17 protein-coding genes are annotated in these 19,621 nt (G+C 35.8%); 16 read left to right on the forward strand and 1 reads right to left on the reverse strand.

Features of this window, described 5'->3' with window-relative positions:
* The first annotated feature begins 5 nt into the window (after window positions 1–5).
* The 16 genes from AB5443_RS07770 (at window position 6) to AB5443_RS07845 (ending at window position 18,722) form a co-directional block, all read left to right on the forward strand.
* Window positions 6–1,370 (forward strand): lipopolysaccharide biosynthesis protein, encoded by a 1,365-nt coding sequence (locus tag AB5443_RS07770; RefSeq protein ID WP_277131412.1) that lies wholly within the window; start codon window positions 6–8, stop codon window positions 1,368–1,370.
* Window positions 1,336–2,553, forward strand: a complete 1,218-nt coding sequence (locus tag AB5443_RS07775; protein ID WP_022139245.1) for a hypothetical protein — start codon at window positions 1,336–1,338, stop codon at window positions 2,551–2,553. The genes AB5443_RS07770 and AB5443_RS07775 overlap by 35 nt, the downstream gene beginning before the upstream one ends.
* Before the next feature lie 4 nt (window positions 2,554–2,557).
* Window positions 2,558–3,739 (forward strand): glycosyltransferase, encoded by a 1,182-nt coding sequence (locus AB5443_RS07780; RefSeq protein ID WP_022139246.1) that lies wholly within the window; start codon window positions 2,558–2,560, stop codon window positions 3,737–3,739.
* Window positions 3,736–4,914 (forward strand): glycosyltransferase, encoded by a 1,179-nt coding sequence (locus AB5443_RS07785; protein ID WP_022139247.1) that lies wholly within the window; start codon window positions 3,736–3,738, stop codon window positions 4,912–4,914. The genes AB5443_RS07780 and AB5443_RS07785 overlap by 4 nt, the downstream gene beginning before the upstream one ends.
* A 2-nt stretch (window positions 4,915–4,916) precedes the next feature.
* Window positions 4,917–5,990 (forward strand): polysaccharide biosynthesis protein, encoded by a 1,074-nt coding sequence (locus AB5443_RS07790; protein WP_022139248.1) that lies wholly within the window; start codon window positions 4,917–4,919, stop codon window positions 5,988–5,990.
* Between the two features lie 137 nt (window positions 5,991–6,127).
* On the forward strand, window positions 6,128–7,279 hold the full coding sequence (locus tag AB5443_RS07795; RefSeq protein ID WP_022139249.1) for a capsular polysaccharide biosynthesis protein CapF: 1,152 nt from the start codon (window positions 6,128–6,130) through the stop codon (window positions 7,277–7,279).
* Window positions 7,280–7,383: 104 nt separating this feature from the next.
* A complete protein-coding gene (locus AB5443_RS07800; RefSeq protein WP_022139250.1) occupies window positions 7,384–8,556 on the forward strand; it encodes a UDP-N-acetyl glucosamine 2-epimerase in 1,173 nt (390 codons plus the stop codon).
* 32 nt (window positions 8,557–8,588) lie between these two features.
* Window positions 8,589–8,990, forward strand: coding sequence for a WbuC family cupin fold metalloprotein (locus tag AB5443_RS07805; RefSeq protein WP_022139251.1), 402 nt, complete (start codon window positions 8,589–8,591; stop codon window positions 8,988–8,990).
* Between the two features lies 1 nt (window position 8,991).
* Window positions 8,992–10,158, forward strand: coding sequence for a hypothetical protein (locus AB5443_RS07810; RefSeq protein ID WP_022139252.1), 1,167 nt, complete (start codon window positions 8,992–8,994; stop codon window positions 10,156–10,158).
* 26 nt (window positions 10,159–10,184) lie between these two features.
* On the forward strand, window positions 10,185–11,030 hold the full coding sequence (locus tag AB5443_RS07815; RefSeq protein WP_277131406.1) for an AAC(3) family N-acetyltransferase: 846 nt from the start codon (window positions 10,185–10,187) through the stop codon (window positions 11,028–11,030).
* Window positions 11,027–12,073, forward strand: a complete 1,047-nt coding sequence (locus AB5443_RS07820; protein ID WP_022139254.1) for a hypothetical protein — start codon at window positions 11,027–11,029, stop codon at window positions 12,071–12,073. The genes AB5443_RS07815 and AB5443_RS07820 overlap by 4 nt, the downstream gene beginning before the upstream one ends.
* Window positions 12,057–13,274 carry a glycoside hydrolase family 88 protein gene (locus AB5443_RS07825; protein WP_022139255.1) on the forward strand — a complete coding sequence of 406 codons (1,218 nt, stop codon included), beginning with the start codon at window positions 12,057–12,059 and terminating at the stop codon, window positions 13,272–13,274. Before AB5443_RS07820 ends, AB5443_RS07825 begins: the two co-directional genes overlap by 17 nt.
* Window positions 13,256–13,963 (forward strand): WecB/TagA/CpsF family glycosyltransferase, encoded by a 708-nt coding sequence (locus AB5443_RS07830; protein ID WP_022139256.1) that lies wholly within the window; start codon window positions 13,256–13,258, stop codon window positions 13,961–13,963. The genes AB5443_RS07825 and AB5443_RS07830 overlap by 19 nt, the downstream gene beginning before the upstream one ends.
* A gap of 20 nt (window positions 13,964–13,983) precedes the next feature.
* Window positions 13,984–14,784: a polysaccharide biosynthesis/export family protein gene (locus AB5443_RS07835; RefSeq protein ID WP_022139257.1), complete on the forward strand. Its 801-nt coding sequence runs from the start codon at window positions 13,984–13,986 to the stop codon at window positions 14,782–14,784.
* 9 nt (window positions 14,785–14,793) lie between these two features.
* Window positions 14,794–17,208, forward strand: coding sequence for a polysaccharide biosynthesis tyrosine autokinase (locus AB5443_RS07840; RefSeq protein WP_022139258.1), 2,415 nt, complete (start codon window positions 14,794–14,796; stop codon window positions 17,206–17,208).
* A 467-nt stretch (window positions 17,209–17,675) separates the two neighbouring features.
* Complete coding sequence (locus AB5443_RS07845; RefSeq protein WP_368114041.1) at window positions 17,676–18,722, forward strand: mannose-1-phosphate guanylyltransferase; 1,047 nt, start codon at window positions 17,676–17,678, stop codon at window positions 18,720–18,722.
* A gap of 2 nt (window positions 18,723–18,724) precedes the next feature.
* Here AB5443_RS07845 and AB5443_RS07850 read toward each other — a convergent pair whose 3' ends face one another.
* Window positions 18,725–19,621 carry a helix-turn-helix domain-containing protein gene (locus tag AB5443_RS07850; RefSeq protein ID WP_368114040.1) on the reverse strand — a complete coding sequence of 299 codons (897 nt, stop codon included), beginning with the start codon at window positions 19,619–19,621 and terminating at the stop codon, window positions 18,725–18,727.

Raw genomic sequence — 19,621 nt, forward strand, 5'->3', positions numbered from 1 at the left:
TAAGGATGAATTTGATAAAGGGAGCCTTGCATTATCTAAATTCAGGTAATGGACGTACAGTCAGAGCTAAAAAAGCTATCACAAGAATGTTTCTTAATAAAGGAACAAGCTTGTTTTTAAGTATGCTGTATGTTCCTTTGTTTTTGGAATGTCTGGATAAGACACGGTATGGTATATGGGTTACAATAATGTCTTTAGTAAACTGGATTGGTTTTTTTGATATTGGCATTGGACAAGGATTAAGGAATCTTTTAGCAAAGTCTCTTGCTGAAGAAAATTATATTGAGGCAAAAAAAGTAGTTAGTACAGCGTATGTTGCCATGATTTTAATTTTTGCTTTCATTATGGTGATATTTGTATTCATATATCCTTTTATTAATTGGTACAAGATTTTCAATGCGCCTGTAGATATGGCTTCAGAAATTAATACTTTGATCCTGATAGTTGTGCTGATGATGTGTATGAATTTTATTCTGGGTATATTTAAGTCTGTTTTATTAGCTTATCAGATGCCAGATGTTACATCCAATATGAATTTGGCCATTCAATCCATTTCGTTGCTGACTATTTTTATTTTTTATTTGAGTGGAAAAATATCTTCTTTAATAGGAATAGGATCTATCTTGGTTATCATTCCTGTATTAGTATATGTTTTCTATACCTTCAAATATTTTAGAGGAAGATTTAAAAGGGTATTACCGTCTTTACGATTTTTTGAGAAGAAAATGGTGAGACAGATATTGACATTAGGGGCTGCCTTTTTTATCATTCAAATATCGAACCTATTTCTGTTTCAAAGTAATAATATTATAATTTCTAACATTATTGGGCCTGAAGCTGTTCCCGAATATTATATAGTGAATAAGTATCTTTCAATATTACTTTTCGCTTTTACTATAATAACGACTCCTTTCTGGTCAGCAGTAACAGATGCCTATACAAAGAAAGATATAGCTTGGATTAAAAATGTAAAATCAAAATTGGTTCGGATTTATTGTGGATTTGTACTGTTAGCTATAGTCATGATAATAATTTCACCGCTCTTTTTCAATATATGGCTTGGTGATAAAATGGAAATAAGTACATATCTTGTGATACTCTTGTCCGTGTTTTTATTATTGCAAATGTATTCAAATATATTTTTGAGTATAATTAATGGTATTGGTAAAATTAAGCTCCAGTTTTACATTTCAATTTTACTTCCTTTTATTTATGTCCCTCTGGCAATAGTTATGGGGAAAAGTGTGGGGATATATGGAGTAGTAATATCGGGTATAATAATGATGCTTATATATGCGATCATATATCCTATTCAATATTATAAAATTATATCTAATGAGAATAAGTCAAACAGTATATGGTACAAATAGTCTGATACCTAAAAAGGTTATAGACAATATAGTACTGTTCTTCCTCTTTATTTATATCTCGAATACTGCTTCAATTTGTTTTGAACAGACATTTTCTTTTGTTTTGATAGGTTTGTTTTGTACGTTTTTTTTATTGAAAAAGAGACGGATCGATCCGTTTATTGTGGGGATAGGCATATATTGGTTCTTTATCAATTTCTTATATTCTAATGTATTTAATGAATCTTGGGTTTTTAATAAAGTATTGGGTGGTTTAATACCTCTGACTATATCATACTTGGGATTTAAAATAATAGGCAGTTCATTCTGGCATCGTTTTGAAAAATGGGTCTTTGTTTTAACCGTAATCTCTTTGGTATTCTATGCTATGCAGTTATTGTTTCCATTCATATTTGAACGTTTGTCTCCCATATTGGGAAATTTTATAGCTGATTTTTATACTGAAGCTCGTCCGACTGCATGGTATGTATTTGTTTATACTTACTCTCCGATAGCCGGATTGGCATATGTCCGTAATTCAGGTTTTATGTGGGAACCCGGTGCTTTTGCTATGATCTGCATTATTGCCATAATTTATCGTTCCATAGTTTATGGAGTAAAAACAGATAAATATTTAATTATCTATGTAATAGCAGTTTTGACAACAATGTCGACTGCCGGATACTTGGCATTGGTATTGTACCTTCTATTTTATATCAGAAATAGTGAAGGCCGTATCAAAACGATTTTGTTCTTATTACTTTTTATTTGTGCCATTCCTTTTGTATTTCAATTAGAATTTATCGGTGAAAAATTGAACGATTATTTATATAATTCCAATGTTTATGGAAATACCAATGAGCGATTGGATACCATAGAATATGACAGGTTTACTGTCTTTAGGTTAAATATGGAACGCCTTCTTTATTATCCATTGGGATATGGTGTTTATAATATAAAGGATGATTTCGGTTATAATTTCGTAGGCGTTAATGGTATAGCGACTTTCGCCCGTATGTGGGGAATAGCAGGAATATCTTTTATGCTGATTGGAATTTATAAGACTTTAAAAAAAATGTATGGGGGAACGTCTTTTTCCTGGTTGTTCGTATTGATGTTATTGATTGTCTTTTTTTCGAATCCTATAGAACGCAGTCCCTTGTTTTTTGTCTATTTAATGCCATTTTGTCGAATTCAAAAATAATAAAATGAGAGTTTCAGTAGTTTGTACATTTTCCTTTCCTGAAGGATTGGCAGCATCGGCGAGGATTATTTCTTATATGAAAGGACTTCATCAGCATGGTGCTAAAACAGATGTTTTTATCTATAGGCCAACGGATTTATATACGAATCCTTCCTCTTATCCCGCCCATGGGACTTATGAAGGTATAAATTATAAATACCCCAATACCCGTGTTTATTCTAAATACAAGATTTGCAGGTTCATTGGGAGATATTATTATTGGGGAGTGACATGCTATAATATCTGGAAGGAAAATAAAGCTGGGAAAATAGATTTCTTATTAATCAGTAATGATTTTCTGAATGTGCTGTTCTTATTCACTTTATGGGCTAAGATATTAGGAATTAAACCAGTTTTTATTACAGATGAATATCCGGAACCTATAAGAGTTCATTTGAAAAAAGATATTCCAAATTGGAAGAAAAGATTCTATAATTTTATTTTGAAATATGAGGATTCTTTCATTTTTATGACGGAAAAATTGAATGTCTTTTTCAATCGTAAATTGAATAAGCCTTATCATATTTTACCTACTATCACAGATACTTCCCGGTTCAATGTAGATGCGGATAGCAATGTTCAAAAGAAATATATGTGCTATATGGGTAATATGGAATTATCAAAAGATAATGTAGATAATATCATACGTGCTTTTTCTGTTATTGCAAATAAATATCCTGATATAGATTTCTATCTGTACGGAGCTCCTTCACCAAAAGATTACAATATAATAATATCTGTAATTGAAGAATGCAATCTTTCAGACAGAGTCTTTATTAAAGGAAGGGTGAGCAGTTTGGAAGTACCCGTAATTCTAAAAAATGCTTATTTATTAGTTTCATCTCAACCTGATTCGAAACGTGCTGAAGGCGGATTTCCTACTAAACTTGGGGAGTATATGGCAACAGGTGTTCCGGCTATTCTGACTGATGTAGGCGAAATAACTAAATACGTACAGGATGGTGTTCACGTTTATATTGTAGAGCCTGAGAATCACGTGGCGTATGCTAATAAATTGGACTTTATTCTTTCAAACTATTCAGAAGCATTGAATGTAGCATCTACTGCGAAAGAATATTTATTGAATAATTTCGATTACAAATCAGTGTCAAAGGATTTATTGGATTTTCTTTATTCCCGTTTATGAAAATAGCCATCATATGTAGTTATCCGTTACCTTATGGAATGGCTGCAACAACACGTATTCTTTCTTATTCAAAAGGATTGGTTGCCTTAGGGACTGATGTCGAGGTTATTTCATATATGCCATCGGGGACAGGTATAGATAACTTGGAGGATGATAATGGAGAATTGGGTGGCGTGAAATATAGATATGCTTTCCGGCGCAAGAGAACTAGGAATAGAATCATTAGACCTTTTGAAGTCCTTTGGTCATTGTTACTACTCATGAGATATTTGATTAAGAATGGCGGGAAATCCAAATATGATGCGATAATTGTTAGTTCGGACAATCTGGTGATATTATGCTATATGGCATTTGTCAATATAATGCTTCGGACGAGATTGTTATTTATATTTGATGAATTCCCCATTCCTATCCGAGCAAAACTAAAAAAAGCAATTCCTGCATGGAAAAGGAAAGCATATTCGTTCATTCTTCATTTTTACTCAGGATATATTTCAATGACCGATACTCTATTAAAGTATTATCAGAACATATCTTTCCATAAAGGAGTAATAGTTTCATCTATCACAGATATTTCAAGATTTGAAAAACTACCTGCTAAAGTAACTATACAACCAGCAACATTTAAGATTGTATATATGGGAAACATGGAGCTATCGAAGGATAATGTGGATAACATCTTATTATCATTGAACTATTTAAAAGGCAGGTATAGCTTTCATTTATTTTTATATGGCAATCCATCAAGAGCAAATAGAAATGAACTTTTACATATAATCAAATCGAATGAATTATCTGATTATGTGACATTTGATTATGTTTCTTATACAGAGGTTCCCACCATATTGAATGAAGCTGACGTTTTAGTCTCATCCCAACCAGATACGGTTAGAGCTGCCGGTGGATTTCCAACGAAATTGGGTGAATATTTGATGACGGCAAAACCTGTCTTATGTACTGAAGTAGGAGAGATAGCAGAGTATTTCGTAAACAAGAAAGAAGTTTATTTGGCTATGCCCGGATCTCCAGAAGATTTTGCTGATAAATTGAGCTATATTTTTGATAACTATAAAGAAGCCTTACTGGTTGGGGAGGCCGGCAAACAAAAGATTATGAATAATTATTCGCATTATCAGGCGGGAAATATAATATTTAACTTTATAAAATCGTTATAATTATGTCAGTATTTAAAGACAAAGTCCTGTTAATAACAGGCGGTACCGGTTCATTTGGAAACGCTGTTCTTCGTCGTTTTTTAGATTCGGATATCAAGGAAATCCGTATTTTTAGTCGTGACGAGAAGAAGCAGGATGATATGCGTCATCGTTTACAGAATCCGAAAGTGAAGTTTTACATAGGCAATGTGCGGAATAAAGCATCTGTAGACGTTGCTATGCGGGGAGTAGACTATGTGTTTTCTGCTGCTGCTCTGAAACAGGTACCGAGCTGCGAGTTTTTTCCAATGGAGGCTACCCATACTAATGTATTAGGTACGGAAAATGTATTGCTTTCTGCTATTGAACATGGTGTAAAGAACGTTGTAGTTCTTTCAACAGACAAGGCTGCTTATCCGATTAATGCAATGGGAATTAGTAAAGCTTTGATGGAAAAAGTTGCCATATCAAAGGGACGTGAACTTGGTGAAGACGCACAAACTGTTATTTGCTGTACACGTTACGGTAATGTAATGGCAAGCCGTGGTTCAGTGATACCTCTGTGGGTCGAACAGATAATAGAAGGTAATCCTATTACCATCACCGATCCTAATATGACTCGTTTTATGATGACGTTGGATGATGCTGTGGATTTAGTTGTGTATGCCTTTACACATGGACATAATGGAGATCTTTTTGTGCAGAAAGCGCCTGCCGCGACTCTTTCTACATTGGCCGAAGCTTTGAAACAGATTTATGTAAAGGTGGAACCTAAATACGGAGAAACGGAAGTGAAAGTAATCGGTACCCGTCATGGCGAGAAACTGTATGAAACTCTTGTTACTCGTGAAGAAATGGCTAAAGCGATAGATATGGGAGATTACTATCGTATTCCTTGTGATAATCGTGATTTGAACTATGACAAATTCTTTACTGAAGGGAATGAAGATGTTTCCCGAATTGAGGATTATCATAGTCATAACACTCGTCGTCTTGATGTGGAAGGCATGAAAGAGCAGTTGATGCGTTTGCGTTTCATCCAGGAAGACTTGGGATTGATAGAGCATGCTAAAGCTAAAGAAATCAGAAGTGAATAACTTTATGCTTTTGAGCAAATATATTTTGTGAGATTTTTATTAAAACCTTTTACTCAACTTGTATTGTTTCACTATTCCTCTTTCCTGAAAGTAATCTCTAATAAAAAAGCAAGTTGAGTTTTAACAATAAAATTAGTATGAATATATTAGTTACCGGTGCCAAAGGCTTCGTCGGACGAAATTTAATATCTCAATTGCATAATATTCAGAGTGGTAAGGCTAAAAACTATGTTATATCAGGTGAAGAATTGAAAATCTTTGAATATGATATTGATAGTGATCCTGCCGAGTTGGATATCTATTGCAAAAATGCCGACTTTGTGTTTAACCTTGCAGGAGTGAACCGGCCGAAAGAGCAATCAGAGTTTATGAAGGGAAATTTTGGTTTCGCTTCTGTACTGTTGGATACGTTAAAAAAATATGGGAACAAATGTCCTGTGATGATTTCATCATCGTCGCAGGCTATTCTGAATAATCCTTATGGAGAGTCAAAACTGGCGGGAGAAGAGTTAATGTTTGATTATGCCGGAGAAACAGGGGCAAAGGTACTGGTGTACCGTTTTCCTAATGTATTTGGAAAATGGTGTCGTCCTAATTACAACAGTGCAATAGCCACATTTTGTAATAACATTGCCAATGATTTACCTATTCAACTGAATGATCCTAGTGTAGTGATGAATCTCGTGTATGTAGATGATGTGGTGAATGAACTGATTGCTGCTTTAAGTGGAATGGAACATTATGATGGCGATTATTGTACAGTGCCTGTGGTACATACCATTACTTTAGGTGCTATCGTTGACTTGCTTTATAACTTTAAAGAGAGCCGGAATAATTGGAACGTACCTGATATGGGCGATGCTTTCACAAAGAAACTCTATTCTACTTATTTGTCTTATCTGCCGATAGACAAATTCGGTTATCCGCTAAAAATGAATGTTGATGAACGTGGTAGTTTTACGGAAATTATCCGTACTCCCGAACGTGGACAGTTCTCGGTCAACATTGTAAAACCGGGAATTATAAAAGGGCAACATTGGCATCACACAAAAAATGAAAAGTTTCTCACGGTCAGTGGTAAGGGGGTAATTCGTTTCCGTGATATGAGAAATCCTGATAGCCGGGTTATTGAGTATTATGTTTCAGGTGACAAGATGGAAGTTATTGATATTCCTACGGGCTATACACATAACATAGAGAACTTGGGAGATACAGATATGATTACATTCATTTGGTGTAACGAGTGTTTTGATCCTCAGAATCCGGATACTTATTTCGAAAAAGTGTAATATACTAATTCGGCCAATATACTGATAGAGTATTTTCAATGGATAATTGAATAAACTCAAGAGTCAGTGTATTGGTCATTAATGCGTTAAAAAATGTTTGGATTATGAACTATTCAAATATCAGATTTCAGGATAATGGGAAGTTGAAGCTTTTGATTATTGTCGGAACTCGTCCTGAAATTATTCGTCTTGCCGCAGTGATTAACAAATGTCGTCAATATTTTGACTGTATTTTGGCACATACCGGTCAGAATTATGATTATAACTTAAATGGCGTTTTCTTCAAGGATTTGAAACTGAAAGATCCTGAGGTCTATATGGACACAGTAGGAGACGATTTGGGAGCCACGGTAGGTAATATCATTAATTGTAGTTATAAGTTAATGACGCAGACACGTCCGGATGCATTGTTAATCTTGGGTGATACAAATTCTTGCTTATCTGCTATATCTGCCAAACGTCTTCATATTCCGATTTTTCATATGGAAGCGGGTAATCGTTGTAAGGATGAGTGTTTACCTGAAGAGACGAACCGGCGTATTGTGGATATTATTTCAGATGTCAATATGTGTTATAGTGAACACGCCCGTCGTTATTTGGATGAGAATGGGCTTCCAAAAGAGCGAACTTATGTGACAGGTTCACCTATGGCAGAAGTAATTCATGCCAATCTTTGCGACATTGAAGCTTCAGATATTTTGGAGCGGTTGGGATTAGAGAAAAAACGATATATGTTACTTTCCGCTCATCGTGAGGAGAATATTGATACAGAGAAAAATTTCCTTTCTTTGTTTAATGCTATCAATGCCATTGCAGAGAAATATAATATGCCCATTCTTTATTCTTGCCACCCTCGTTCAAAAAAACGTTTGGAGCAGAATGGATTTAAGTTGAATGCAAATGTCATACAGCATGAACCACTGGGTTTTCATGATTATAACTGCCTTCAGATGAATGCCGCTGCTGTGATATCCGATAGTGGTACATTACCTGAAGAGAGCTCTTTCTTTACTTCCATAAAGCGTCCGTTTCCGGCTATATGTATCCGCACAAGTACGGAACGCCCCGAGGCACTGGATAAAGCTTGCTTTATCTTAGCCGGGATTGACTCAAAATCGTTGTTGCAAGCTGTGGATATGGCTATTACAATGAATGTAAATGGTGATTATGGTCTTCCTGTGCCGGATTATGTAGAAGAAAATGTTTCGACTAAAGTTGTAAACTTGATTCAAAGCTATACAGGGGTAGTGGATAGGGTTGTTTGGCGAAAACATTGAAAATAAAGGATCTTTAATAAAATGGATTTGTTATGAAAATTATCGGGAAATCTATTGTTGCAGAAGTACATGAAAAATCGAGAATATCAGAACGATTACGTATGAATTATAATATTCATGAATCTTTAGACGAAGATATTCATAAACTTTTAAACTCTTTGCAACCTGAAACATTTATGCCTATTCATCGTCATCTACACCCACCTAAAAAAGAAACATTTGTTTTGCTACAGGGGGCAATAGAAGTTTTACAATACGATGATAATAAGAATATTGTGGAACGCCATTTAATGAGTGGTGAAAGTGGCAATATTATTTGTGAAATAATGCCTGGCGAATGGCATTCACTCAGAGTATTAGAACCTGATACCTTAATTTTAGAAATTAAAAAGGGACCGTATATTCCTTTTCAAGATATTGATTTATTAAAATAGGATGAATAAAAGTATTCTATGTATAAGCTCTTCTGATTATGAAGGTATACGTTGGGGAAGAACTTTTCCATTAGCACGAGCTTTAGCGCATAATGGATTGGAAGTTGTTTTGTTGGTTTCGGAAAAAAGGAAAAGTTTAAAATTGTGGCACAAAAGATATATTGACGGAGTTACAATAATCTGTTATAATGCTATAATTCCTTATCGCATAAGAAAGTTGCCTATAGGGCTTTTTACCTTAAATTTCATGATGAGAGCCTTATATGCTTTATTCCATAAATGTGACTTGGTATACTCGGATTGTGGAGAGACTCCTTGCTCGGGTTGGCCGTGTAAAATAAATCAGTTTATATATAAATCTAAATATTTATCAGAATATGGAGATTTATTAGGGAAGGGCGGATATTATGACTCAAAATCTCATTTGTATAGAATTTTATTTGGAAGGTATTTCTTGTGGGCAATATCTTATTTTAGACAAACATCGGATTATGTATTAGTATTATCCGAAGTAATGAGAAACTATGTTATTGAAGAAATGAAAATAGTGCCAGAAAAAATCATACTGGTTCCTGGCGGCTCTTTACCGGATAAAATATCGTTTAAAGAATTACCAAATTCTTTAAATAGAGAAGTTAGGCTCGGCTATATAGGAATTGATGATGAGGAATTAAAGGGTATTTTACCTATACTTTTATGTATAAAAAAAATCTATCCTTCGGATTTTAAGATTTTCTTATTTGGAAAAAAAGTTTCAGACTCAATAATAGAGAAATATGGATTGCGAGATATTATAGTAGAGCATGGTTGGGTCGATGTTATAAAAGGACAAAATAAGATAAGTGAAGTTGATATATTCTTATTAATGCGTAAGGACTTACTAATAGGCTCTATGGGATGGCCTAATAAATTAGGAGATTATTTAAGTTATGGACGGCCTGTAATGATTGATCCATATGGAGATTTGGTATCATTTGTAGAATCGCATGAAGAAGGATTTATAAGAGTAAACCGTAATGATGAACAGGATATTTGTGAAAAGTTAAAATCCATACTTGATGAGGATTATAAATTATCCACAATGGGAAAATACAATAGGCAGATTGCCGAAAATGAGATATCGTGGGATGCGCGGGTTAAAGTATTGATTAATAATATTAGTTATTGAAAGTGACGGCAAATCTGAAATTTTTTTTGAAAGGAGTTTTACCTCCTAAGCTAAGAAATCATTTGAAAAGACTCAAACGTCATCTTAAAGAACGGATGAAAGGAAACATTCCTCCGACATCTCTTGATGAATTGAAGGAAGTGTTAATTAATGATTTGGGTTTACGATCAGGCGATAAAATTATAGTGTCTTCAGGCTTTGGTAATCTGAATGCTAACTATTCTCCCCAAGAGGTAATAAAATTGCTTCAGTCAATCGTGACAAAAAATGGCGTGATAATGATGGCTTATTACCCTCCAATGAATTCTGACGAATGGGCTAAAGGGAATCATGTATTTGATATGAAGAACACTAAATCTGGTATGGGAATTTTGACGAATGTTTTTTCTAAAATGCCGGGTGTTTATAAAAGTGTTCATCCTACAAAAGCTGTTTGTGTGTGGGGAAAGGATGCTGAAATTCTAACAGAAGGACATGAAACTAGTCAAACTCCATTTTATTGGGACTCTCCTTATGGAAAATTACTAAAAGAGGGATGTAAATCTTTAGGTTTGGGAGTAAAGAATATTCCTATTTTTCATGCATTAGAAGATATTTTATCAAAAGACAAAACTGAATGTTATCTACCTGATAAGTTTTTTTTGAAAGTGAAGTTAGAGAATGGAGATGAGAAAGAGGTGAGAACATACGTTCACAATGGCAAATTGATGGATTCTGCTATTAGTGCAGGTGATTATGTCGCATCACTTTATTGCGAAACTTATAAAAGGGTAAATTTTGGTTTTTCTTTTATATACATAATTGATAATACAGACCTTTATAATAAAGTAAAGATGGAATATGAACAAAATATTACTCGATTCAAAAGATGAAATCATTTCTTTTAACTCTTGATTATGAACTATATGGTAATGGTTCTGGAGATGTTTTCCAGCACATGATTGAACCAACTAAACATTTGTTAGATATTGCGGAACAATATAATGTACGTTTTACTTTCTTCTTTGAGGTGATAGAATACTGGAAATTGAAAGAGGAATGGACTAAAGGTAATACAATGGGATATAAGAATAATCCTATTGAGGCGATTGAAAAGCAACTGTTAGATGCCTACAAAGCAGGACATGATATACAATTACACCTTCATCCTCAATGGGTTGATGCATATTGGGATAAGAATAAATGGAACATTAATTTGAAAGAATGGAGGTTGGGCAGTTATGAACGTGATGGAGAATATTCTTTAGTAAATCTCTTGAAGAAAGGAAAAAACACTATTGAAGGGCTAATTCAACAGATTGATCCGACATACAAATGTATTGCTTTGCGTGCTGGTGGATATAATATTCAACCTTCCGAAAATATAGTTAGTGCAATGGGACAAACTGAATTAGTGATTGATTCGTCTATATATCCTGGTGGAAGAGAAATAGGTTTTCTTTCAAATTATGATTATTCAAATATACCTACAGATTTAGAATATTGGCAAGTAGGGAATACGTTGGAACAAAGCGGAAATAAAAAGATATGGGAATTACCAATTGTTGCTTTTCCAATAATCCGTTGGACTAAATATCTTTCAATCGAAAGAATTAAATCGTTATTTCAGAACCGGAAGTCAGCTAAAGATGCTTTTGAAGCAAAAACGAGCGGAATTCATAAAGGAAAGCTTGATAAGGTTAAATATTTTTTTGAAAAGGAATATCAAACTTGGGACTATTGTCTTTTCTCATCTATGATGCATAGAAAATATTTATCGTTGATTGCTTTACAAGATAGAAATATATTTGTACTCGTTGGTCATCCTAAAAGTTTTGTTTCAAGCGGGGGACTTGAATATTTATTGTCTGAAACAAACAGTTGTTTTAAATATCAAACAATAACGGAAATATATAGAAATGACATTAAAGAATGAGAGTGTTAAAGCACTACTGAAACTTAAATTATATTGTGAATCACAGCATTTTAAGGGATGGGATCCTTACGATGGATTGAATTCGAGACTTTTTCACGTACTTCCTTTTTTGAAGAATTTTGCTTTATGCAGATTAATCATCATTCAGGGGTTTAAAAGATGTCCTATTAATTTGCGTCCTGTTGCGCTCGTTCCTAAAGAATATAATGCAAAGGGAATAGGATTATTTCTACAAGGATATTGTAATTTATATGCGGTGGTTTGCAAATCTCCAGAGTTAGAAACGGAATTGGGAACCAAGAGTATGCTATTGAAACAAATAAGAGAGTTGGCAGAGCTATTAGTCTCACTTCAATCGAAAGGTTATGCAGGTGCTTGTTGGGGATATAATTTTGACTGGCAAGCACGGAGATTGTTTTTATTTCCTAAGTATACACCTACGGTAGTGGCAACAAACTTTTGTGCTACTGCTCTTATGGAAGCTTATGAGGTGACAAGGGAAAAGAATTTCTTGGATGTGGCACTTTCTGCAGCAAACTTTGTAATGAATGACTTACACCGGTTTGATTGCAATGATGGCTTTTTATTCTCATATAGTCCACTGAAAGGAAATGATACAGTATTCAATGCCTCATTGTTAGGGAGTAAACTATTAAGCTATTGCTATCACTATACAGGAAACGATTTATATAAAGAAACTGCAAGAAAATCTGTGATTGCTTGTTGTAATGAGCAAAGAGAAGATGGTTCGTGGGTATATGGAATGCTGCCCGTGCAATCATGGATTGATAGTTTCCATACAGGATATAATCTGGACGGTTTGATAGCATATGAGGAACAGACAGGAGATAAATCATATCATTCGCATATTGAAAAAGGATTTAATTTCTATATCAGACATTTTTTTGAAAAGGATGGTGCTCCTAAGTATTATCATAATCGGATGTATCCGATAGATATTCATTGTCCGGGACAATTATTCATAACTCTACATCGTTTGCATCAGTTTAATGAAAATCAGGAAATGGCTGAGAAAGTACTGAACTGGACAATAAAGAATATGCAAGATGAAAGAGGATATTTCTATTATCAGCTTAAAAAAGGAATAAGCTCGAAGATTTCTTATATGCGTTGGAGCAATGCATTTATGTTTAATGCTTTAAGTTATTATATATTATCGCGATGCAAGACAACAGAGTAATATTGAACGGTGTAAAAGTGCATCCGTTCAAAGCTTTTTCAGAGCTATTGGAATATGTGAAAGGGCGTAAAGGTATTTTGGTAGCTATCAATGCTGAAAAGATTCTGCATGCTACCAATCAGACACGGGATATTATCAACCGAAACATTGGTTACTGTGATGGGATTGGTGCTGTGATGGCTTTGAAAAAACATGGGTATAAAGATGCTGTTAAGATCCCGGGGTGTGAACTGTGGTTGAAGATTATAGCTTCTTTATATAAAGAGAGGAAAAGTTTTTACTTAGTAGGTGGTAGGCAGGAAGTGATTGAAAGTACGGTAGGGAAATTGCAACAGGAATTTCCAGGCATTAACATTGCTAACTATCGAAATGGCTATATCAAGACGGACATGGAAAAACAAGAATTGATTGCTGATATTGCAATAAGGAAACCGGATGTGGTATTTGTGGCAATGGGATCTCCAAAACAAGAATTGCTAATGGAGGAAATGTTTCAACAACATATGGCTATTTACCAAGGATTGGGAGGTAGTTTCGATGTATATACGGGAAATGTGAAACGTGCGCCTAAATGGTGGGTAGATCATAATTTAGAGTTTGCATATAGATTAGTTAAACAGCCATCACGAATAAAGCGTCAGATTCATTTAATACGCTTTCTTCAATTGGTGAGAATGGGTAAGATTTAATATTTAAATAAAATAAATTTATGAACAGATTAAATAGACAATTATTTTGGTTGATGTTACCTTTTCTTTTGGTTGCATGTCAATCGTATAAAAAAGTACCATATCTACAGGATGTTGAGGTCATAGAACAGACAGCGCAACAGGATAAAATGTATGATGCGAAGATTATGCCGAAAGACTTGCTAACTATTGTTGTGTCATGTACTAGTCCGGAATTGGCTATGCCGTTTAATCTTACCATTGCAAGCCAGGTGAATGTTAATGAAATGAGTAAATATACAACAGCTCAACCTACATTGCAAACCTATTTGGTAAGTAATGAAGGCACTATTGATTTTCCTGTATTAGGAGAACTGAAGTTAGGTGGATTGACGAAGAAACAGGCAGAGCAAATGATTGTAGAAAAGCTGAAACCTTATATAAAGGAGACTCCAATTGTTACAGTGCGTATGGTGAATTACAAAATTTCTGTCATTGGCGAAGTTGCCCGCCCGGGTACATTCACTATTAATAATGAAAAGGTTAATTTGCTGGAAGCGTTGGCAATGGCAGGCGATATGACAGTATATGGACTTCGCGACAACGTAAAGTTGATTCGTGAAGATTACAATGGCAAACAACAGATCATAACGCTTGATCTCAATAAGGCTGAAACTATTTTGTCTCCTTATTATTGGTTACAACAAAATGATATAGTCTATGTGACTCCAAATAAAGCGAAGGCACGCAACTCGGATATTGGTAATAGCACAAGTCTTTGGTTCTCGGCTACTTCTATAGTAGTATCATTGGCAAGCCTGCTAGTAACTATTTTGAAATAATAAAATATTATGATTGAGGAAAAAAAAGAAAGAACTAACCAGGCGGATGAAGAACAGATAAATATTCAACAGATTATTTTCCGCTATTTGATTCATTGGCCGTGGTTTGTAGCTTCGGTTATCATTTGTATGGTTGGCGCATGGGTTTATTTGTTTACAACTACTCCGATATATAATATATCTGCTACTGTCTTGATAAAAGATGACGAAAAAGGAGGAGGAGCCAGTATGGGATCGGAATTGGAGAAAATGGGACTAGATGGTTTTATGTCTTCATCGAAGAATGTGGATAATGAAATAGAAGTACTACGTTCCAAGTCATTAGCTCGTGAGGTGGTGAATCAGTTGAACTTATATGTGACTTACAGGGATGGTGATGCATTTCCTGCAAAGGAGCTATACCGAACTTCTCCTGTATTGGTAAGTATGACACCACAGGAAGCTGAGAAACTTCCGAAAACTATGGAAGTGGGAATGACTTTACTATCAACAGGGGCTATGAATGTGCAAATTATAGTGGATGATAAAGAATACAGCAAGCAATTTGACAAGTTGCCGGCGGTATTTCCTACTGATGAAGGAACGGTAGCTTTTTTTGAAAACAAGGATACGTTGGCGGTAATCCAACCGGAAGAAGAAGGCGAAGAACGGCATATTACCGCCTTTATAAATAGGCCGATGGCTGTAGCTAAAGGATATACTAATGCTTTATCAATTGCTCCTACGTCAAAGACTACTTCTGTTGTTATTGTATCATTGAAAAATTCAAATAGGCGGCGTGGTGTGGATTTTATCAATCAGTTGCTGATGATGTATAACATCAATGCCAACAATGATAAAAATGAGGTAGCTCAGAAAACAGCAGAATTTATTAATGAACGTATTGGCATTATCTCGAAAGAGCTTGGTAGTACAGAACAAGATTTGGAAAATTTTAAACGTAGTGCCGGTATTACAGACTTGACAAGTGAAGCTCAGATTGCGTTGACAGGAAATGCTGAATATGAGAAAAAACGTGTTGAGAATCAGACACAAATTAACTTGGTGATGGATTTATATCGCTATATGAAAGGTAATGAATATGAGGTGTTGCCAAGTAATGTCGGACTACAAGATGCAGCATTGGCCGGTGCTATAGATCGATATAATGAGATGTTGGTAGAGAGAAAACGCTTGTTGCGGACATCAACGGAAAATAATCCGACTATAGTGAACTTGGATACCAGTATCCGGGCAATGCAAAGTAATGTACAAGCTACATTAGATGCTACATTAAAAGGATTGCAGATTACAAAAGATGATTTGGCTCGCGAAGCAAACCGTTATTTGCGTCGTATTAGTGATGCACCGACTCAGGAACGTCAATTTGTTAGTATAGCCCGTCAACAGGAAATCAAAGCCGGTCTTTATTTGATGTTGCTCCAGAAACGTGAGGAGAATGCAATTACCTTGGCAGCTACTGCGAATAATGCTAAAACTATTGATGAAGCACTACCTGATGATAATCCTGTTTCGCCAAAGAGGATGATTATTTATCTGGCTGCTTTGGTAGCAGGCATGGGACTTCCTATAGGTATCATTTATTTGATTGGACTCACAAAATTAAAGATTGAGGGTAGAGTGGATGTAGAAAGGTTGACTTCGCTTCCAATTGTCGGTGATATTCCGTTAACTTCTGAAAAGCAAGGTTCTATCGCTGTGTTTGAGAATAAGAACAATCTGATGAGTGAAACTTTCCGGAGCATTCGTACTAATCTTCAGTTTATGCTTGAGAATGGTAAGAATGTTATTTTGGTGACCTCAACGATTAGTGGTGAAGGTAAATCCTTTGTTTCAGGAAATCTTGCGATCAGTCTTTCTTTGTTAGGGAAAAAAGTTGTGATTGTAGGACTTGATATTCGTAAGCCGGGCTTGAATAAAGTATTCAATATTCCTAAAAAAGAACATGGTATTACTCAATATCTGACTAATACAACTATAAATTTAATGGATTTAGTGCAGCAGTCAGATATAAATAAGAATTTGTTTATTCTTCCAGGTGGGACTGTACCACCTAATCCGACTGAATTGCTTGCACGTGACGGTTTGGATAAAGCTATCGAAATATTGCGTCAGAAGTTTGATTATGTAATATTGGATACAGCTCCTGTTGGCATGGTAACAGATACATTACTTGTAGGACGTGCGGCTGATTTATCCGTTTATGTATGCCGTGCAGACTATACCCATAAAGCAGAGTATACACTGATTAATGAATTGGCTGAAGGAGAAAAACTGCCCAATATTTGTACAGTCATCAATGGACTTGATATGAATAAGAAAAAGTATGGTTACTATTATGGTTATGGTAAATATGGTAAATATTATGGCTATGCTAAACGTTATGGTTATGGCTATGGAGAACAATCTAACGATAAAGAATAACTAAATAGTGGTATACTACTTACTATTTTAACCCAAAGTGAGATGAAATATGTAGGTCCCTAACTTCATGATACACACATGAAGAACCCTACATTTTGTAGGTCAGGAAATGTACAGCGGTATGTTCCTGATCAACGCCCTCATGTCGGCGTAAAAGCCGGTGTGATTTCCTTTAATATCAACTGTCTGTGAAGATCGTTGATATTTTTGTTTATAACAAGGAAAAGAATATAAAGTTTGAATAAAAAGGAATCTTATAAAGCACCATATGCGATTTATGTATGGATGTACGTGCATCCATGTGAGAAAAGTATGCGGTGTACCTAATTGTACCTATCGTTCACTTTTAACCACAATAATAAGAAACTGAATGAATAAACTTTAGTTAGTTTCTTTTATTTTCCTTGCGAAATTGGACATTTTGGAGTAAATTGCGCAATTATTTTTAAAATTGGAGAATAACAGGTATGGATAATCATGTCGTAATAATGGCTGGTGGCATTGGCAGCCGTTTTTGGCCGATGAGTACACCGGAATGTCCGAAACAATTTATTGATGTAATGGGGTGTGGACGGTCGCTGATTCAGTTGACTGCCGACCGTTTTGACGGTGTTTGCCCGAAGGAAAATATGTGGGTGGTAACTTCTGAAAAATATATAGATATTGTTCGGGAGCAGTTGCCTGAGATGCCGGAGAGTAATATTTTGGCGGAACCTTGTGCACGGAACACGGCGCCTTGCATTGCTTATGCCTGCTGGAAAATTAAAAAGAAACATCCGAATGCAAATATCGTGGTAACTCCTTCGGATGCACTGGTTATTGATACGGGGGAATTCCGTCGGGTGGTAGAGAAGGCGCTTGGTTTTACGAATGATAGCAGTGCTATTGTTACCCTAGGTATCAGACCTACCCGTCCGGAAACCGGATATGGATATATCGCTGCTGGAGAGCAGATAATGACGGACAAGGAGATTTTTACGGTGGATGCATTCAAGGAAAAACCGGATAAAGAAACTGCGGAGAAGTACTTGGCAGAAGGTAATTTCTTTTGGAATGCCGGAATCTTTGTGTGGAATGTACGTACCATCACTTCAGTGATGCGTGTATATGTTCCGGGCATTGCACAGATTTTTGACCGTATCTTCCCCGATTTCTACACGGAGAAAGAAAGTGAAACGATAAAGAAGCTGTTCCCGACTTGTGAAAGCATTTCTATCGACTACGCAGTGATGGAGAAAGCGCAGGAAATCTATGTACTGCCCGCTTCATTCGGTTGGTCGGATTTGGGTACATGGGGAGCTTTGCGCGGACTCTTGCCACAGGATAAATCGGGAAATGCTACGGTAGGGACAGATATCCGTCTGTATGACAGTAAGAACTGCATTGTGCACGCCAGTGAAGAAAAACGGGTGGTAGTGCAAGGACTGGACGGATACATTATTGCCGAAAAAGATAATACGTTGCTGATTTGCAAATTGGAAGAGGAACAACGTATCAAGGAATTCTCGAAATAAAGTTATTTCGAGTTTTGGTATTCATGGGGTGTCATTCCCGTCATCCGTTTGAAAAACTTGCTGAAAAAAGACGGATTAGGAAAATTCAACTCATCGGAAATCTGATAAACAAGCCGGTTGCCATGTTTTAGCAATATTTTGGCTTCTAGTATAATGGACTGGTTTATCCAGTCCATTACTGTTTGTTGGCTGGCTTGCCTGACGACCGTGTTCAGGTAACGTGGGGTGAGGCATAGCTTGTCTGCGTAAAAGTTGACGTTCCGCTCTTTCTTGCTGCAAGCATTCACAAGGGAGATGAAACGTTGGAAAATGTCTTCCTGCCGTGTCAGCCGGACAGGGTTCATCAGCATGTTGCTTTGGGCGATATATTCTATATAATAAAGAAGACTGGCCAGAAGATGGCGGATAGCTTCTCTGCGGAATGTCGGTTCTTGCAGTATATTCCACATCAAGGTAAAATAATATTCCGTTTGCAGTACCTCTTGCGGAGACAATAGCAATAAGATATTTTTTTGATGATGGAGAAGATAAGAGAAAAAATCTTCCTTCCCGGATATTGGAAGGAAATCCTGATTCATTGCCATCATCTGCATGTCGAAATCAGGTGATATTTCTATGATCTGAACGATAGAATTAGGAGTGATTACCGAAAAGTGTGTTTGCCGGATAGTATATTCTATCAGATTAATTAGAACTCTTGCGGAGCCTTGATTGACAAATATGATACGTCCTTCTTGGATTCGGTATGGCTGACCGATAGAGAACAAGGTGGCTTCCATCTTTCTGAAACTATTGACGAATCCGAATTCGGAAGAGATAAAGCGGAATTCGTTGTTGCGGACGACTTTCAGATTCTCTAGTGTTCTAAGTCCTAATTCCATAGGGTCTTTCTGTTCCAT

Source organism: Bacteroides sp. RTP21281st1_H5_RTP21281_210402 (assembly GCF_040918965.1).
GTDB classification, from domain to species: Bacteria; Bacteroidota; Bacteroidia; order Bacteroidales; family Bacteroidaceae; genus Bacteroides; species Bacteroides congonensis.

Bases quoted from the DNA above. Each gene is read 5' to 3' on its own strand.
- AB5443_RS07775 (WP_022139245.1), top strand. From the start codon at position 1,336: ATGAGAATAAGTCAAACAGTATATGGTACAAATAGTCTGATACCTAAA.
- AB5443_RS07820 (WP_022139254.1), top strand. From the start codon at position 11,027: ATGAAATCATTTCTTTTAACTCTTGATTATGAACTATATGGTAATGGT.
- AB5443_RS07835 (WP_022139257.1), top strand. From the start codon at position 13,984: ATGAACAGATTAAATAGACAATTATTTTGGTTGATGTTACCTTTTCTT.
- AB5443_RS07850 (WP_368114040.1), bottom strand. From the start codon at position 19,621: ATGGAACAGAAAGACCCTATGGAATTAGGACTTAGAACACTAGAGAAT.
- AB5443_RS07805 (WP_022139251.1), top strand. From the start codon at position 8,589: ATGAAAATTATCGGGAAATCTATTGTTGCAGAAGTACATGAAAAATCG.
- AB5443_RS07795 (WP_022139249.1), top strand. From the start codon at position 6,128: ATGAATATATTAGTTACCGGTGCCAAAGGCTTCGTCGGACGAAATTTA.
- AB5443_RS07825 (WP_022139255.1), top strand. From the start codon at position 12,057: ATGACATTAAAGAATGAGAGTGTTAAAGCACTACTGAAACTTAAATTA.
- AB5443_RS07785 (WP_022139247.1), top strand. From the start codon at position 3,736: ATGAAAATAGCCATCATATGTAGTTATCCGTTACCTTATGGAATGGCT.
- AB5443_RS07810 (WP_022139252.1), top strand. From the start codon at position 8,992: ATGAATAAAAGTATTCTATGTATAAGCTCTTCTGATTATGAAGGTATA.
- AB5443_RS07830 (WP_022139256.1), top strand. From the start codon at position 13,256: ATGCAAGACAACAGAGTAATATTGAACGGTGTAAAAGTGCATCCGTTC.
- AB5443_RS07845 (WP_368114041.1), top strand. From the start codon at position 17,676: ATGGATAATCATGTCGTAATAATGGCTGGTGGCATTGGCAGCCGTTTT.
- AB5443_RS07840 (WP_022139258.1), top strand. From the start codon at position 14,794: ATGATTGAGGAAAAAAAAGAAAGAACTAACCAGGCGGATGAAGAACAG.
- AB5443_RS07780 (WP_022139246.1), top strand. From the start codon at position 2,558: ATGAGAGTTTCAGTAGTTTGTACATTTTCCTTTCCTGAAGGATTGGCA.
- AB5443_RS07770 (WP_277131412.1), top strand. From the start codon at position 6: ATGAATTTGATAAAGGGAGCCTTGCATTATCTAAATTCAGGTAATGGA.
- AB5443_RS07790 (WP_022139248.1), top strand. From the start codon at position 4,917: ATGTCAGTATTTAAAGACAAAGTCCTGTTAATAACAGGCGGTACCGGT.
- AB5443_RS07800 (WP_022139250.1), top strand. From the start codon at position 7,384: ATGAACTATTCAAATATCAGATTTCAGGATAATGGGAAGTTGAAGCTT.